Here is a 14711-nt window from a genome sequence, read left to right as displayed (position 1 = left end):
GTAGGAGCGAGTTTGCTCGCGAAGACCGTGAACGATGACGCGGGGTGTCTGGAGCCCCGCGGTGTTCTCAGGTTTTTCGCGAGCAAGCTCGCTCCTACAGGGAGTGGGTGGCTCAGTTCTGGCTGAACTGAGAGGCCAATTCGCGCAACAACACCTCGGCATCCAGCACTTTGCCCACCACTTCCTCTGCTTTGTCACGGCTCAAGCCCAGACGCTCAAGCAGCGCATCCGGAATCGCCTCATCCGGCCCGGAGCCAATCCCACGGCTGCGCAACAAGCGTACCGCCAGACACACCAGGTTCGGGTATTCAGCGTACTGACCATCGTAGGTCGGGTCGTGCTGGAAGCGCAGGGCGGTGGACAGTTCGTCCGGCATGTCCCAATAGCGCATCAGCCAGGCACCGATCTGCTCGCGGCTGATACCCAGCAAGTGTTGCTCGACATAGCTGTGGCACAGGTGCGGGTTGACCTCCAGGTGACGGCAGATCAGCGAAAAGTGCGGCGGGAACACGTGAGCCAGCAGCAGGTAACCGAAGTTGTGTAGCAGGCCCGCGAGGTAGGTCAGGCCGGCTTCCGGGCGCTGTGCGCGCGGCATGGCGCGGGTCAGGCCTTCGATCACGGCGGCGGTGTAGATCGACTGGTGCCAGTACGGTGTGGACTGGTGCGGGTGATCCTTGGGCAGGCTCAGGGTCTTGCCCAGGGCCAGGCCCAGCGCCAGGTTGATCACCAGGTCAAAACCCAGCACGCGCACGATGGCGTCTTCCACGGAGCGGATCTTGCCCGGCGACGCGTAGTAGGGCGACGCGGCCCAGCTCACGACCTGCGCGGCCAGCGCCGGGTCGGTTTCGACCACGCCGGTGATGTCGTCAATGGTGGCATTCGGGTCGACACGCAGCTTGATGATCTTCTGCGCCGTGTCGGCCAGCGGTGGAATCTCGATGGTCGCTTCCAGGCGTTGCTGGATGCGGCGGGCGGTGAACGCCTGCATCGCCTGGGTGATTTCCTCACGGTCATCATTCGGGCGGTCAAGGTTGGGGCGGATGTTGCTCAGCGGCTCGCCGAAGTGGCCGGCGCTGGCCTTGGTGAGCATCGTCTTGAAGGCGTCGCTGGAGATCTCCAGCAACAGGCCTGCTTCACCTGAATGCACCAGCAGGCTCGGCTCGTTGAGCAGGCTGCCTTCATACAGACACGGCGAACTGGTGAGCGGCGGCAGGCCTGGCAGCAAGCTCAGTTCGTGCTTGCCCAGCATGCGTTCGACGCGATCCGGCGACACCGCCGTGAGGCGGCGACCGGTGAGTTCGGCGAGGCGGTTGAGGTCGAGCAATTGGTTCTGCGGGAACAGCACCATCAGTGCGCCCACCGCGTCTTCCAGCAGCACGGCCTGGACCTTTCGCGCAGGATTCAGGCCCGGTAGGTCGGTGACTTCCGTGTAGGGGATGGCGAGTTTTGCGAGCAGAGCCCGAATGACCGGCGGGGCGGTCAGTGGGGCTGTGGCGAGGGCAACTTCTGACATGGCCTGATCCAATTTCTTACAGTCCACGAAGTATAACCAGCTTGATACAAGTGTTGGTCGGTTAAGTGAGTCAGGCGTCACACTTGGCCGTATTGCTGCCCATGGCGTAGCCAGCGGTCCAGCAATGGGCTGACATGATCCGGCCAACGTTCGAGCAGCGCTTGCGCCGCATCGCGCACGGCCGGCAGCAGGTCGGCATCGCGCATCAGGTCGGCGACCTTGAATTGCAGCAGGCCGGTCTGGCGGGTGCCAAGCATTTCACCGGGGCCGCGCAGCTCGAGGTCTTTTTCGGCAATGATAAAACCGTCGTTGGTTTCACGCATGATGCCCAGGCGCTGGCGACCAATCTGTGACAGCGGCGGGTGGTAGAGCAGCACGCAATGGCTGGCGGCGCTGCCCCGGCCGACCCGGCCGCGCAACTGGTGCAGTTGCGCCAGGCCAAGGCGCTCGGGGTTCTCGATAATCATCAAGCTGGCGTTGGGCACGTCCACACCGACCTCGATCACCGTGGTAGCCACCAACAGTTGCAGGTTGCCGGCCTTGAATTCGGCCATCACGGCGGCTTTTTCTGCGGGCTTCATGCGGCCATGGATCAAACCGACCTTAAGCTCGCCCAGAGCACTGGTGAGGTCTTCAAAAGTAGTCTCGGCGGCCTGGCACGTCAGCTCTTCGGACTCTTCGATCAGCGTGCACACCCAGTACGCCTGGCGCCCTTCGGCACAGGCGCCGCGTACGCGCTCGATCACTTCGACACGTCGGGTGTCGGTGACCAACACGGTGTTGACCGGCGTCCGGCCGGGCGGCAGTTCGTCGAGGATCGAGGTGTCGAGGTCGGCGTAGGCGCTCATGGCCAGGGTGCGCGGGATCGGCGTGGCGGTCATGATCAACTGGTGTGGGTTCATGCGCCCGCCCACGCCTTTCTGGCGCAGGGCCAGGCGTTGTTGCACGCCGAATCGATGTTGTTCGTCGATGATCACCAGCGCCAGATTCTTGAATTGCACTTCATCCTGAAACAGTGCATGGGTGCCCACCACCATGGGTGCACCACCGGCAATCTGCTCCAGTGCCGCTGCGCGTACCTTGCCCTTGAGCTTGCCGGCCAGCCACGCCACTTCCAGGCCCAGCGGCTCGAGCCAGCGTTTGAAGGTGATGAAGTGCTGCTCGGCAAGAATTTCGGTGGGCGCCATCAACGCCACTTGGTAGCCGGCTTCCAGCGCTTGCAAGGCGGCGAGAGCGGCGACCACGGTCTTGCCTGCGCCCACATCGCCCTGGATCAGGCGCAGCATGGGTTCCTGCTGGCTTAAGTCGTAGGCGATTTCATTACCGACGCGTTGTTGGGCGCCGGTCGGCGCAAAGCCCAGGTTGGCCAGGTATTGCGCGGGCAAACGCGTGGCCTTGGGCATCGCCGGCGCACGCAGGGAACGCATGCTTTCGCGCAGGCGCTGCTGGGACAGTTGGTGGGTCAGCAGTTCTTCAAACGCCAGACGGTGCTGGGCCCAGTGATGACCCAGAGCCAGCTCGTCGACATCGGCATCGGCAGGCGGGTGATGCAAGTAGCGAATCGCATCGTCCAGCGACGCCAGCTGATAGTCGCGAGCCAGCTCCAGCGGCAGCCAGTCGGGCAGGCTTTTCGGGCCGAGCATCGTCAGGGTCTGCATGCACAGTTGGCGCAGGCGTTGCTGGGTCAGACCTTCGGTGAGCGGGTAGATCGGTGTGAGCGTGGTGTCGACTGGCGGCGGTTCGTCGCCGGTGATGGCGCGGTATTCCGGGTGATAGATCTCCAGGCCCGATGCACCAGGCCGCGCTTCGCCGTAGCAGCGTACGCGGGTGCCGCGTTTTAGGCCTTCTTTCTGCGCGTTGCTGAAATGGTAGAAGCGCAGGCTCAGGCCACCGGTGCCGTCCTGCAGGCGCACCACCAGGCTGCGACGCTTGCCCATCACCACGTCGGCGCCGCTGACCGTGCCTTCGACCACCGCGTCCTGCCCAGGGCGCAACTGGCCGATGGGCACCACGCGGGTGCGGTCCTGATAGCGCAGGGGCAGGTGGAACAACACGTCCTGGAGGTTTTCCAGGCCGACCTTGGCCAACTTCTCGGCCATGGCTTCACCGACACCCTTGAGTGCCGTCACCGACACCTGCGACAGCTCAGTCATACCGTTGCTTAGCTCGCAGCCGTCGGCTTGGCCACCGAGCACAGGCGGATAGAATCGGCGAGGATCTCAATCGCTTTCGGTCGTGGGAAGCTGGCGCGCCAGGCGATCGCCACGGTGCGGAACGGCACCGGCGGCGTCAGTGGGCGCACTTCGATCACGCCGGGGGCGTAGTGGTGGCTGTCTACCGCCGATAGCGGCAGGATCGAAATGCCCAGGCCGGAGGCGACCATGTGCCGGATGGTTTCCAGGGAGCTGGATTCCACGGTGGTGTGCTTGGCGCCGTCGTTGCCCTTGGTCAGGGTCGGGCAGGCTTCCAATACCTGGTCACGGAAGCAGTGGCCTTCGCCCAGCAGCAGCAGGCTCTTGTCGTTGAGCAGGGCGGCGTCAATGGTGTCTTTTTTGGTCCACGGGTGGTCGGCCGGCATCAGCACCTGGAACGGCTCGTCGTAGAGCGGCAGTGTCAACACGTCCGCTTCGTTGAACGGCAGGGCGATGATGATCGCGTCCAGCTCGCCGTTGCGCAGTTTGTCGCGCAGCACGTGGGTGAAGTTTTCTTCGATATACAACGGCATCTGCGGCGCGACGCGGTGCAGTTGCGGGATCAGGTGCGGGAAGAGGTACGGGCCGACGGTGTAGATGGCGCCGACTTTCAGCGGTGCGGTCAGCTGGTTCTTGCCGGCCTGGGCCAGTTCGCGAATGCTCTGCGCCTGCTCCAGCACCTTCTGGGCCTGGGCCACAATGCCTTCGCCCACAGGCGTTAGGCGCACGGCGCTCTTGCTGCGCTCGAAAATCAGCACACCGAGTTCGTCTTCAAGCTTTTTCACGCCCACCGACAGCGTCGGCTGGCTGACATGGCAACGCTCGGCCGCATGGCCGAAGTGCTGCTCTTGGGCGAGGGTAACGATGTAGCGTAATTCTGTAAGAGTCATAGCGGGCGTCCATGAGGTTGCGGGCCAAGCATACCGGCTGCAATCGATAGACGCACGTTATCAGAACTTTGCTGGGGATTGAGCGGGGAGTTACGCAGATTTTGCTGAAGGTGGTGAGGATTGCCCCTCACCACCATCATTTTCAGCGACGACGCTTCTCGATGTTGTACACGAACGGTGCAACGATCTCGATGCTGCCGCCTTTGAGCATGTCCGCCGGCGGCTTGGGCAGCGGCTGGGCACGACGGATCATGTCCAGGGTGGCGCGGTCCAGGTCGGCGTTGCCGGAGCGGCCCACCAACTCGTAGGACAGCACGTTGCCTTCGGCATCCACCACGAACTTCAGGCGGTTCAAGCCTTCCTTGCCACGGGCCTGGGCGCCTGGCGGATACTTTTTGTACTTCTGCAGGTGCGCCAGCAGCGTGCCTTCCCAGGAAGCCTTCGCTGCGATTTGCTGCGGAGAAGGGCCTGGTACAGGCTGGGCCGATTTCTCAGCCGGTGCCTGGGTCGGCGGAGCGTCGCTCGGCGGATCCTCGGAGGGTTTCTCCTTGGGCGGCTCGATCTTCTTCTCCACGGGCTTGGGCGGCTGCGGTTTAGGCTTGGGCTTGACCGGCTTGGGCACCTGGATCGTTGGCTTGGGTGCCTCGGCCAGTTTCGGCAGGGGCAGCTCTTCCACCGGTGCAGGCGGTTGCGGCGGCGTTACCACCTTGGGCGGCGCTGGCGGCGGCGGGGCTGGCATCGGTGCCAGGTCGATGACCATGGCAGCCGGTGGCAACTGCACCGTGCGCGGCGCGGACCAATGAAGCGCGATAGCGATCGCGACGGCATGCACGCCCAGTACGACGGCGAGGCTGGTGCCATAACGCGTCAGTTTGTGGCGCGTCGTGATCATTTCTTGGCTGCCGTCTCAAGTCCGACCAGGCCGACCTTGAGGTAGCCGGCTGCCCGCAGGGCATCCATCACACTCATCAGGTCGCCGTAGTCCACGCCCTTGTCGGCCTGGAAGAAGATCGTCGTGTCTTTCTTGCCTTGGGTCTTGGCGTCGAGCACCGGGCCCAGGGTTTCAGCTTTGACTTCTTCTTCGCCCAGGAACAGGCGTTGGTCCGCCTTGACGCTGAGGAAGATCGGTTTCTCTGGCCGTGGCGCAGGTTTGGCGCTGGACGCGGGTAGGTCGACCTTGATGTCCACGGTCGCCAACGGTGCCGCCACCATGAAGATGATCAGCAGCACCAGCATCACGTCGATAAACGGCGTGACGTTGATTTCGTGGTTCTCGACGAGTTCGTCGTCGCCTTGATTCAAATGCAGGCCCATGGCCGATTACCCCACTTTCACCATGTGCGGTTGCGAGCTGCGCTCGGTAGGCAGGTGATCGAGGTCGCGGCTGACCAGCAGCAGGACTTCTGCCGACGCGTCCGATACCTGGGCCTTGTAGCCGGCAATCGAACGGGCGAAGACGTTGTAGATCACCACCGCAGGAATTGCGGCAACCAGGCCCAGGGCGGTCGCCAGCAGGGCTTCGGCGATGCCAGGGGCAACGACGGCAAGGTTGGTGGTCTGGGTTTTGGCGATGCCGATGAAGCTGTTCATGATGCCCCACACGGTACCGAACAAGCCGACGAACGGCGCGGTGGAACCGATGGTTGCCAGCACGCCGGTGCCGCTGCTCATGTTGCGACCGCAGGCCGCCACCAGGCGCTCCAGGCGGAAGGCAACACGTTCCTTGATACCTTCTTTTTCGCGGGTGTTGGCGGACAGGCGCATTTCTTCCAGCGCGTCGTGCACCAGGGTATTGGCCAGGGTGCCCTTCTTGGTCGCGCTTTCGCTGGCTTCCTTGAGGGTGGTGGCCTTTTTCAGGTGGACGATTTCAGTACGCAGACGACGTTTGGCGCCCAGCAGCTCGAAGCCCTTGGCGATCCAGATGGTCCAGGTGATGATCGACGCGATGGCCAGGCCGATCATGACGGCTTTCACCACCACGTCAGCATTCTGATACATGCCCCACGGCGACAGGTCATGGGCCATGCCCAGGGTGTTGTCTTCTTCCAGCACCACACCGGTGTCGTCGGCGGCGGCTGGGTCCGCTGCCAGGGCCGGGTCGGTGGCGGCGGGCGCTGCGGCCGGTGCCGCGGCGTTTTGCTCAGCGGCAGCTGGGGTAGCGGGTGCGGAGGCATCAGCGAATGCGGCGGTCGGTGCCAGCAGTACGCTGAACAGCAGCGCAGCAATCGCGCGCCAGGCGCGGGATGGGCTGTGAAGCTTGGTTGGCGAAGCGGGGGTTGTATTACGTGTCATGCTGGCCGGACCTGAGAGAAAAAATGAGTGATCGTCCTTCCAGACCCAAGGGGTCGAGGACAAATGGGCGGTTATTATTGCAAGTAATTCTTGTTAACAGAAGTAATACAGTAACTTTATTTGTGCTTTTTCTGGCCGTCTGTCATCTGCGAAGGCTAACCTAGACCTTTCAGTACGGAGTTTTGTGATGTCTGCGCCTTCTGTTGTGATTGCCGGATGTGGCGATGTGGGGAGCCGGCTGGCCAGCCAGTTGCTCGCCTCGGAATGGGAGGTCCATGGCCTGCGCCGCGATATTTCGCGGCTGCCCGACGGGGTGATCGGCATCGCCGGGGACCTGTTCAACAAGGACTGCCCCGACACCTGGCCGATCGGCGGGGTGGATTACCTGGTGTACTGCGCCGCTGCGACAGACCACGACGAAGCCGGCTATCGCGCCGCTTATGTAGAAGGGCTGAAACATGTGCTGGAGTGGCTGGGCGATTACGGCCAGGCGCCTAAGCACCTGCTGTTTGTGTCCAGCAGCAGCGTTTACGGGCAGCAGAATGGCGAGTGGGTCGACGAAACGTCGGAGACGCAGGCGAAGGGATATTCCGGGCAAGTCATGCTGGAGGCTGAGCAAGTTGCGCTCGACAGTGGCATCCCCGCCAGCATTGTGCGTCTGACGGGTATCTATGGACCGGGCCGCGAATGGCTGTTGACCCAGGTTCGCCAAGGCTACCGCGTGGCAATCGACCCACCATTATATGGCAACCGTATTCACGCAGATGACGCAGCGGGTTTGCTGGCGTTTTTGTTGCATCATGTGGAAAAAGGCGGCTCGTTGGAGAAGGTATACATCGGTGTCGACGATGCGCCTGCGCCGCTGGCCGAGGTGGTGGATTGGTTGCGTGAGTACTTGGGTGTGACCGAATGGGCTGATGATGCGAGCGTGCGCCGCGCCGGCAGCAAGCAATGCAGCAATGCCCGAGCCAAGGCGTTGGGCTGGACGCCGACCTACCCGAGTTACCGGGAAGGTTACGCGGCGATCCTCGAAGGCCAGCGTTAAATGAAAAAGGAGCCCAAGGGCTCCTTTTTTATCACTGTTTTTCCAGCAGCCATTGGCGAGGGCCAGGGGTGAACTGAGGCACCTCATCCGCCTGTGCGGTATTGATCGCCTGGAAGATCTCCAGTTGCTTACCCTTGCGCACAAAAATCCACGGGTTGCCCTGGCCGTTCAGTTGCAGCCAGATGCTGTCGTAGCCACCGCTCATGGACGCGCAATCGCCCGCCAGGCACAGCGAGTACTGATCGACATTCGGCAGGCCGGCGACCTTGCCGTTAGCCTGGAATTGTACGATGGCGCCGCTTCCGAAGCCGTCGAGGATCTTCCAGTCACCCCCCATGTAAGCGGCGTACAGCGCACGCTCGAAGTTTGCGCCCAGTGGCGCGCCTTCCGGTGCGGGCTCTTTGGGGCGGGCGAACAGCTGTTCAGGCTCGTTGTCGTTGGCCCCTTGCAGCAGCTGTTTGCCTTTGCGCTTGAGTTCGGTGGCGGAGCTGCCGTAGAAATCCACGCTCCACGCACCGGACTTTTCACCCAGCAATTTGCCTTCCGCTACTTCAAAACCGTTGTAGTAGCGTGCCTGCGAGGCCTTGGTATTGACCTCCCATTCGAGGTTCGGGCCAAAGCTCTGCAGGGCTTCACGCAAAGGGCCGCCTTTGGCTGCCGCATCGATGGCGACCTGGTTGATCCAGGTGCCGCTCACATCCCGGTCGGCAGGGTTGCTGGCGCAGCCGCCGAGCAACAGGGCGAGCAGTGATGAGGCTACAAGCGCTTTGCGCATCATGAAATCCTTTTAAAACGAAGTCGGCGCAGCCTATGGGGGCTGCGCCGGGTGTTTTACTCGATGACCAGAATCGCGTCCATCTCAACCTGCGCACCCTTTGGCAGGGCGGCAACGCCGATGGCGGCGCGGGCTGGGTACGGCTGTTCGAAGTACTTGCCCATGATCTCGTTGACCTTGGCGAAGTGGCTCAGGTCAGTGAGGAAGATGTTCAGCTTGACGATGTCTTTGAACGAGCCGCCGGCAGCCTCGGCCACCGACTTGAGGTTTTCGAAGACCTGCACGGTCTGTGCTTCGAAGCCTTCAACCAGTTCCATGGTCTTTGGGTCCAGTGGAATCTGGCCGGACATGTAGACGGTGTTGCCTGCCTTGATCGCCTGGGAGTAAGTGCCGATGGCGGCTGGGGCTTTGTCGCTGGTGATAACGGTCTTGGTCATGTGTGACTCCTTGTGGGAGGTTTATTAGGCACGCATACGGGTGATGCGGATGACCCCGGTCAAGGCGCGCAGTTTCTTGATCACGCGGGCCAGGTGCACGCGGTCGTGAACGCTGACCACCAACTGGACCACGCTGATGCGACCATCGCGCTCGTCCATGCTGATTTTCTCGATATTGCCGTCGGCTGCGTTGACGCTGCTGGCGAGCAGGGCGATCAGGCCGCGCTGGTGTTCCAGCTCCACCCGCAGCTCGACGTTGAATTCGCCGGTGACATCCTTGGCCCAGGAGAGCTGGATGCATTTTTCCGGGTTGTGGCGGATTTCGGTGATGTTGCGGCAGTTGTCCAGGTGCACCACCATGCCTTTGCCCGCCGACAAGTGGCCGACAATCGGGTCGCCCGGGATCGGCGTGCAGCACTTGGCGTAGCTGAGCACCAGGCCCTCGGTGCCGCGAATCGCCAGCGGACCTTCGGGGCTTGGCAATTGTTCGCCTTCGCCGAGCAGGCGGCGGGCGACCACGTAGGCCATGCGGTTGCCCAGGCCGATATCTTCCAACAGGTCTTCGATGGTTTCCTGGCGATACTCGTGGAGCATCGCTTGCACGCGCTCTTGCGGGATCTTGTCCAGGGCGCTGTCGAAACCGTTGAGCACCTTGTTCAGCAGGCGTTCGCCCAGGCTGATGGATTCGGAGCGGCGTTGCAGTTTCAGGGCGTGACGGATGTGCGTACGCGCCTTGCCGGTGACCACAAAGTTTAGCCACGCCGGGTTCGGGCGTGCGCCCGGTGCGCTGACGATCTCGACCGTGGAGCCACTTTGCAGCGGCTCGGACAGCGGTGCGAGACGACGATTGATCCGACAGGCGATGCAGCTGTTGCCCACGTCGGTGTGCACGGCGTAGGCAAAATCGACCGCGGTGGAGCCTTTGGGCAGCTCCATGATCCGGCCTTTGGGCGTGAACACGTAGACCTCGTCCGGAAACAGGTCGATCTTCACGCTTTCGATAAATTCGAGGGAGTTGCCGGCACGTTGCTGCATTTCCAGCACGCCCTTGACCCACTGGCGGGCGCGGGCATGGGTGCCTTTTGGCTGTTCGTCGCCACTGGATTTGTACAGCCAATGGGCGGCGATGCCGTTGTTGGCCATCTCTTCCATTTCGCGGGTGCGGATCTGGATCTCGATCGGCACCCCGTGCATACCAAACAACGTGGTATGCAGCGACTGATAGCCGTTGGCCTTGGGAATCGCGATGTAATCCTTGAAGCGCCCCGGCAGCGGTTTGTACAAATTATGTACAGCGCCCAGCACGCGGTAGCAGGTGTCGACCTTGTCGACGATGATCCGGAACGCATACACGTCCATGATCTCGTTGAAGGCCCGACGCTTGCCGCGCATCTTCTTGTAGATGCCGTAGATGTGTTTCTGCCGGCCGCTGACCTCGCCTTCGATCTCGTCGATCGCCAGGCAATGGCTCAGGGACTCTTCGATCTTGTTGACGATTTCCTTGCGGTTGCCCCGGGCGCGCTTGACCGCCTGGTAGATGCGCGCCGAACGCATCGGGTGCATGGCTTTGAAGCCGAGGTCTTCGAATTCGATACGAATGGCATGCATGCCCAGCCGGTTGGCGATGGGCGCGTAGATTTCCAGGGTTTCCTTGGCGATGCGCCGGCGTTTTTCGCCGGACAGCACTTCCAGCGTGCGCATGTTGTGCAGCCGGTCGGCCAGCTTGACCAGAATCACCCGGATATCGCGGGCCATGGCCATGGCCATCTTCTGGAAGTTTTCCGCCTGGGCTTCGGCCTTGGTCTCGAAGTTCATCTGGGTCAATTTGCTGACCCCATCGACCAGTTCGGCCACGGTTTCGCCAAATTGTGCGCTGAGCGCTTCCTTGGCGATGCCGGTGTCTTCGATCACGTCATGCAGCATCGCGGCCATCAGGCTCTGATGGTCCATGTGCATGTCGGCAAGAATATTTGCCACCGCAAGAGGATGGGTGACATACGCCTCGCCGCTACGGCGGCGTTGGCCGTCGTGGGCTTGTTCGGCGTAGAAATACGCTCGGCGGACTAGGTTGACCTGGTCTGGGCCGAGGTAGGCCGATAAGCGATCGGCGAGGGCGTCTATGCTCGGCAAAGTGTGAACTCCTGCCGTTGGCTGTGACCCCGCGCCGTGCTACGTCGACCAGGCATAGGCTTAGACGGCCTCGTTGGACTCGTCCTCGAACGCTGCAAACAGCGGTTCGTCTTCAACGATTTCAGCGTTGGCGATGAACTCGTAGCTCATCAGGCCTTCCGCGATTTCACGCAGGGCTACAACGGTAGGCTTGTCGTTTTCCCACTGGACCAGGGGCTCTTTGCCGCCAGTGGCCAGTTGACGGGCACGCTTGGTAGAGAGCATGACCAGCTCAAAGCGGTTATCCACGTGTTCTAGGCAGTCTTCAACGGTTACGCGGGCCATGGTATTCCTCGGAGCGAATGCAAGATGCGCGCTGCCCGGTTGGGCGAGCGGACTAAACAGTTTAAAAAATCACCAGCGTTTAGGGAAGCGCTGATTTTTCGCAGGCCCTCGCAAAACCGCTACAAGTGCCAATGTAAAGCCCTTGCAGCGGTTTTGGGAAGAGCCAATCAACCGAGCAGTTCGGCCAGTAATTTGCCGAAACGCTGTTGCTGGCGCTTTTGCTGGAGCTGATTGGTGCGGAAAATCGCCTTCAAATCGTCCAGTGCGTGGGCAAAATCGTCGTTGATGATCAGGTAGTCGTAGTCGACGTAGTGGCTCATTTCGCTGACGGCTTCACGCATGCGGCCCTCGATGATCTCGTCACTGTCCTGGCCACGGTTGGTCAGACGCTGGTGCAAGGCTTCCAGCGAAGGCGGCAGGATGAAGATCGAGCGCGCCTGGGGCATCAGCTTGCGGACTTGCTCGGCGCCCTGCCAGTCGATTTCCAGGATCAGGTCGTGGCCTTCGTCCAGGGTCTGCTGCAGGTGACTTTGCGACGTGCCGTAGAGGTTGCCGAACACTTCGGCACGCTCCAGGAAGTCGCCGTGTTCGATCATCTTGACGAACTCGGTGCGCTCGACGAAGTGATAGTGCACGCCGTTCACCTCGCCCGGACGCATGGCGCGGGTGGTGTGGGAAACCGAGATGCGGATCTGCTCGTCAGCGTCGGTCAGGGCCTTGACCAGGCTGCTTTTGCCCGCGCCCGAAGGGGCGGAAATGATGTACAGGGTGCCGGTGCTGTGGGTCATGGAGGTTGCCTTACTCAATATTCTGTACTTGTTCGCGCATCTGCTCGATCAACACTTTGAGGTTGACCGCCGCCGTGGTGCTGCGCGGGTCGAACGCCTTGGAGCCCAGTGTATTGGCTTCGCGATTGAGTTCCTGCATCAGGAAGTCCAGGCGCCGACCGGCGGCACCGCCGGACTTGAGCACGCGGCGCACTTCGAGGATGTGGGTGCTCAGGCGGTCGAGTTCTTCGGCGACGTCGCTCTTCTGCGCGAGCAGGACCATTTCCTGTTCCAGGCGCGTCGGGTCGAGGTCGGCCTTCATGTCGGTGAAGCGGTCGAGCACCTTCTGGCGCTGGGTGGCGAGCATCTGCGGGACCAGTTCACGCAGCGTGACCACGTCTTCTTCAATGGCGGTCAGGCGCTCGCTGATCAAGCGCGCCAGCTCGGCACCCTCGCGCTCGCGGCCGGCTTTCAGCTCCTTGAGGCCTTGGTTGAACAGGGCGAGGGCTTCGGCGTTAAGGGCTTGCGGGTCGGTGGCATCGGCCACCAGTACACCGGGCCAGGCCAGCACTTCCAGCGGGTTGAGCGCGGCCGGCTGCTTGATCAGGCCGGCGATGGTTTCGGCGGCGGCGACCAGTTGCGCGGCGCGGTCGCGGTCAATCTGCAAGGCTTTGCCGGTGGTTTCTTCGGTAAACCGCAGGGTGCATTCCAGCTTGCCGCGGGATATACCCTGGCGCAGCGCTTCACGCACGGCGCCTTCGAGATCGCGGAACGACTCCGGCAGGCGCAGGTGCGGCTCCAGGTAACGGCTGTTGACCGAGCGCAGTTCCCAGCTCAGGGTGCCTTGGACGCCGGCTTTTTCGACGCGGGCGAAGGCGGTCATGCTGTGCACCATGGAGGTACCTCGCGTTGCAGCCCGCAAACACGGGCCGATGATTGGGCTTTTTGTAGGAGCGAGCTTGCTCGCGAAGAACCCAAGTGCGCCGCGTTAAATCTGGAAGGGCGCGTTATCGTTGACGTTTTTCGCGAGCAAGCTCGCTCCTACAGTCTGAAGGCGCAGGATTGTAGCGCAGTGGGGCGGACACGCCCAAACCCGAGCATTCGTAACCGAATTTTTTAGCAGTGCCCCGAAACGGCTCGCGGCTCTATAATGCTCGGCAGTTTTTCGTCCTCAGTACAGGTGTCTCCCTATGAAACGTCCAAGTGGTCGCGCTGCCGATCAGCTCCGCTCGATCCGCATCACCCGCAACTACACCAAACACGCCGAGGGTTCTGTACTGGTCGAGTTTGGCGATACCAAGGTCATCTGCACCGTCAGCGTCGAGAACGGCGTGCCGCGTTTCCTCAAGGGCCAGGGCCAGGGTTGGTTGACCGCCGAGTACGGCATGCTGCCGCGCGCCACCGGTGAGCGTAACCAGCGTGAAGCCAGCCGTGGCAAGCAGGGCGGCCGTACCCTGGAAATCCAGCGCCTGATCGGTCGCTCCCTGCGCGCAGCCCTGGACATGTCCAAGCTGGGCGACGTGACCCTGTACGTCGACTGCGACGTGATCCAGGCCGACGGCGGCACCCGCACCGCGTCCATCACCGGCGCCATGGTGGCCCTGGTTGATGCACTCAAAGTGATCAAGAAGCGTGGCGGCCTGAAAGGCGGTGACCCGCTCAAGCAAATGATCGCCGCTGTGTCGGTGGGCATGTACCAGGGTGAGCCTGTGCTGGACCTGGACTACCTGGAAGACTCGGCTGCCGAGACCGATCTGAACGTGGTCATGACCAGCACCGGTGGTTTCATCGAAGTACAGGGTACCGCCGAAGGCGCGCCATTCCAGCCGGCCGAGCTGAACGCCATGCTGGCCCTGGCCCAGAAAGGCATGACTGAAATCTTCGAGCTGCAGAACGCCGCACTGGCTGACTGAGCCCGCCTCAAGGAGAAACGCCATGAATGACAACCAGGAACTTGTGCCGATGCCTTCCTACGAAGCGCGGCAGGGGGCGATGTTGTGCCATCTCGCGGCCTTTCTCGGGTTTGTGTTCCCCTTCGGCAGTGTCGTGGGCCCGCTGATCCTGTGGCAGATGAAGAAGGAAAAGGATGCGTTCATTGATGACCAGGGCAAGGAAGCCTTGAACTTCCAGATCACCGTGGCCATCGCCTGGATAGCCTGCATCGTACTGGCGTTCACGATAGTTGGGTTTTTCCTGATGTTTGCCCTGGCGATCGCCACGGTCGTGCTGACCATCATCGGCAGCATCAAGGCCAACAAAGGGATTGCCTATCGCTACCCGTTGACCTGGCGCGTGATCAAATAATGAGCGCCCACAAAAAAACCGACAGCGATGTCGGTTTTTTTG

General features: G+C 61.9%; 15 protein-coding genes. 3 read left to right on the top strand and 12 right to left on the bottom strand.

What is annotated here, in order from left to right; translation table 11 throughout:
- Positions 1–112: 112 nt before the first annotated feature.
- From CI807_RS05735 to exbB, 6 genes are all read right to left on the bottom strand, one after another.
- Positions 113–1513, bottom strand: coding sequence for an aminoacyl-tRNA deacylase and HDOD domain-containing protein (locus CI807_RS05735; protein WP_095014002.1), 1401 nt, complete (start codon positions 1511–1513; stop codon positions 113–115).
- Positions 1514–1590: 77 nt separating this feature from the next.
- Positions 1591–3666 (bottom strand): ATP-dependent DNA helicase RecG, encoded by a 2076-nt coding sequence (gene recG, locus CI807_RS05730; protein WP_025999713.1) that lies wholly within the window; start codon positions 3664–3666, stop codon positions 1591–1593.
- A gap of 8 nt (positions 3667–3674) precedes the next feature.
- Positions 3675–4595 carry a hydrogen peroxide-inducible genes activator gene (locus tag CI807_RS05725; protein WP_010207523.1) on the bottom strand — a complete coding sequence of 307 codons (921 nt, stop codon included), beginning with the start codon at positions 4593–4595 and terminating at the stop codon, positions 3675–3677.
- A 142-nt stretch (positions 4596–4737) separates the two neighbouring features.
- A complete protein-coding gene (locus CI807_RS05720; RefSeq protein ID WP_016975935.1) occupies positions 4738–5487 on the bottom strand; it encodes an energy transducer TonB in 750 nt (249 codons plus the stop codon).
- Positions 5484–5909, bottom strand: coding sequence for a TonB system transport protein ExbD (gene exbD / locus CI807_RS05715; RefSeq protein WP_003195519.1), 426 nt, complete (start codon positions 5907–5909; stop codon positions 5484–5486). The genes CI807_RS05720 and exbD overlap by 4 nt, the downstream gene beginning before the upstream one ends.
- A 6-nt stretch (positions 5910–5915) precedes the next feature.
- Positions 5916–6887 carry a tonB-system energizer ExbB gene (gene exbB / locus CI807_RS05710; RefSeq protein WP_038843510.1) on the bottom strand — a complete coding sequence of 324 codons (972 nt, stop codon included), beginning with the start codon at positions 6885–6887 and terminating at the stop codon, positions 5916–5918.
- Positions 6888–7074: 187 nt separating this feature from the next.
- Between exbB and CI807_RS05705 the strand changes: the two genes are divergently transcribed.
- A complete protein-coding gene (locus CI807_RS05705) occupies positions 7075–7932 on the top strand; it encodes an SDR family oxidoreductase (RefSeq protein ID WP_095014001.1) in 858 nt (285 codons plus the stop codon).
- 31 nt (positions 7933–7963) lie between these two features.
- Here CI807_RS05705 and CI807_RS05700 read toward each other — a convergent pair whose 3' ends face one another.
- The 6 genes from CI807_RS05700 to CI807_RS05675 all read right to left on the bottom strand — a co-directional run bounded on the left by CI807_RS05700 (position 7964) and on the right by CI807_RS05675 (position 13260).
- Positions 7964–8707: a hypothetical protein gene (locus CI807_RS05700; protein WP_095014000.1), complete on the bottom strand. Its 744-nt coding sequence runs from the start codon at positions 8705–8707 to the stop codon at positions 7964–7966.
- Between the two features lie 56 nt (positions 8708–8763).
- Positions 8764–9144: a RidA family protein gene (locus tag CI807_RS05695; protein WP_003176922.1), complete on the bottom strand. Its 381-nt coding sequence runs from the start codon at positions 9142–9144 to the stop codon at positions 8764–8766.
- A 24-nt stretch (positions 9145–9168) separates the two neighbouring features.
- Positions 9169–11274 (bottom strand): bifunctional GTP diphosphokinase/guanosine-3',5'-bis pyrophosphate 3'-pyrophosphohydrolase, encoded by a 2106-nt coding sequence (gene spoT / locus CI807_RS05690; protein ID WP_058424246.1) that lies wholly within the window; start codon positions 11272–11274, stop codon positions 9169–9171.
- Positions 11275–11334: 60 nt separating this feature from the next.
- The gene (rpoZ, locus tag CI807_RS05685) at positions 11335–11598 is read right to left on the bottom strand and encodes a DNA-directed RNA polymerase subunit omega (protein ID WP_003176920.1); all 264 of its coding nucleotides are present in this window, start codon (positions 11596–11598) and stop codon (positions 11335–11337) included.
- Positions 11599–11765: 167 nt separating this feature from the next.
- Positions 11766–12386, bottom strand: a complete 621-nt coding sequence (gene gmk / locus CI807_RS05680; protein WP_016975930.1) for a guanylate kinase — start codon at positions 12384–12386, stop codon at positions 11766–11768.
- Positions 12387–12396: 10 nt separating this feature from the next.
- Positions 12397–13260 (bottom strand): YicC/YloC family endoribonuclease, encoded by an 864-nt coding sequence (locus tag CI807_RS05675; RefSeq protein WP_016975929.1) that lies wholly within the window; start codon positions 13258–13260, stop codon positions 12397–12399.
- 295 nt (positions 13261–13555) lie between these two features.
- Between CI807_RS05675 and rph the strand changes: the two genes are divergently transcribed.
- Both rph and CI807_RS05665 read left to right on the top strand, forming a co-directional pair.
- Entirely contained in the window at positions 13556–14278 is a 723-nt protein-coding gene (rph, locus tag CI807_RS05670) for a ribonuclease PH (RefSeq protein WP_016975928.1), read from the top strand.
- Positions 14279–14300: 22 nt separating this feature from the next.
- Positions 14301–14669, top strand: a complete 369-nt coding sequence (locus CI807_RS05665) for a DUF4870 domain-containing protein (RefSeq protein WP_095013999.1) — start codon at positions 14301–14303, stop codon at positions 14667–14669.
- Positions 14670–14711 lie beyond the last annotated feature (42 nt).

The organism is Pseudomonas sp. NS1(2017), assembly GCF_002269425.1.
Lineage (GTDB): Bacteria > Pseudomonadota > Gammaproteobacteria > Pseudomonadales > Pseudomonadaceae > Aquipseudomonas > Aquipseudomonas reactans.
The sequence above is the reverse complement of the archived record's forward strand: the minus strand, read 5'-3'. Positions and strand labels throughout refer to the sequence as shown.

Bases quoted from the DNA above. Each gene is read 5' to 3' on its own strand.
- CI807_RS05720 (WP_016975935.1), bottom strand. From the start codon at position 5,487: ATGATCACGACGCGCCACAAACTGACGCGTTATGGCACCAGCCTCGCC.
- CI807_RS05695 (WP_003176922.1), bottom strand. From the start codon at position 9,144: ATGACCAAGACCGTTATCACCAGCGACAAAGCCCCAGCCGCCATCGGC.
- rpoZ (WP_003176920.1), bottom strand. From the start codon at position 11,598: ATGGCCCGCGTAACCGTTGAAGACTGCCTAGAACACGTGGATAACCGC.
- CI807_RS05665 (WP_095013999.1), top strand. From the start codon at position 14,301: ATGAATGACAACCAGGAACTTGTGCCGATGCCTTCCTACGAAGCGCGG.
- rph (WP_016975928.1), top strand. From the start codon at position 13,556: ATGAAACGTCCAAGTGGTCGCGCTGCCGATCAGCTCCGCTCGATCCGC.
- CI807_RS05725 (WP_010207523.1), bottom strand. From the start codon at position 4,595: ATGACTCTTACAGAATTACGCTACATCGTTACCCTCGCCCAAGAGCAG.
- recG (WP_025999713.1), bottom strand. From the start codon at position 3,666: ATGACTGAGCTGTCGCAGGTGTCGGTGACGGCACTCAAGGGTGTCGGT.
- CI807_RS05705 (WP_095014001.1), top strand. From the start codon at position 7,075: ATGTCTGCGCCTTCTGTTGTGATTGCCGGATGTGGCGATGTGGGGAGC.
- CI807_RS05675 (WP_016975929.1), bottom strand. From the start codon at position 13,260: ATGGTGCACAGCATGACCGCCTTCGCCCGCGTCGAAAAAGCCGGCGTC.
- CI807_RS05735 (WP_095014002.1), bottom strand. From the start codon at position 1,513: ATGTCAGAAGTTGCCCTCGCCACAGCCCCACTGACCGCCCCGCCGGTC.
- exbD (WP_003195519.1), bottom strand. From the start codon at position 5,909: ATGGGCCTGCATTTGAATCAAGGCGACGACGAACTCGTCGAGAACCAC.
- exbB (WP_038843510.1), bottom strand. From the start codon at position 6,887: ATGACACGTAATACAACCCCCGCTTCGCCAACCAAGCTTCACAGCCCA.
- CI807_RS05700 (WP_095014000.1), bottom strand. From the start codon at position 8,707: ATGCGCAAAGCGCTTGTAGCCTCATCACTGCTCGCCCTGTTGCTCGGC.
- gmk (WP_016975930.1), bottom strand. From the start codon at position 12,386: ATGACCCACAGCACCGGCACCCTGTACATCATTTCCGCCCCTTCGGGC.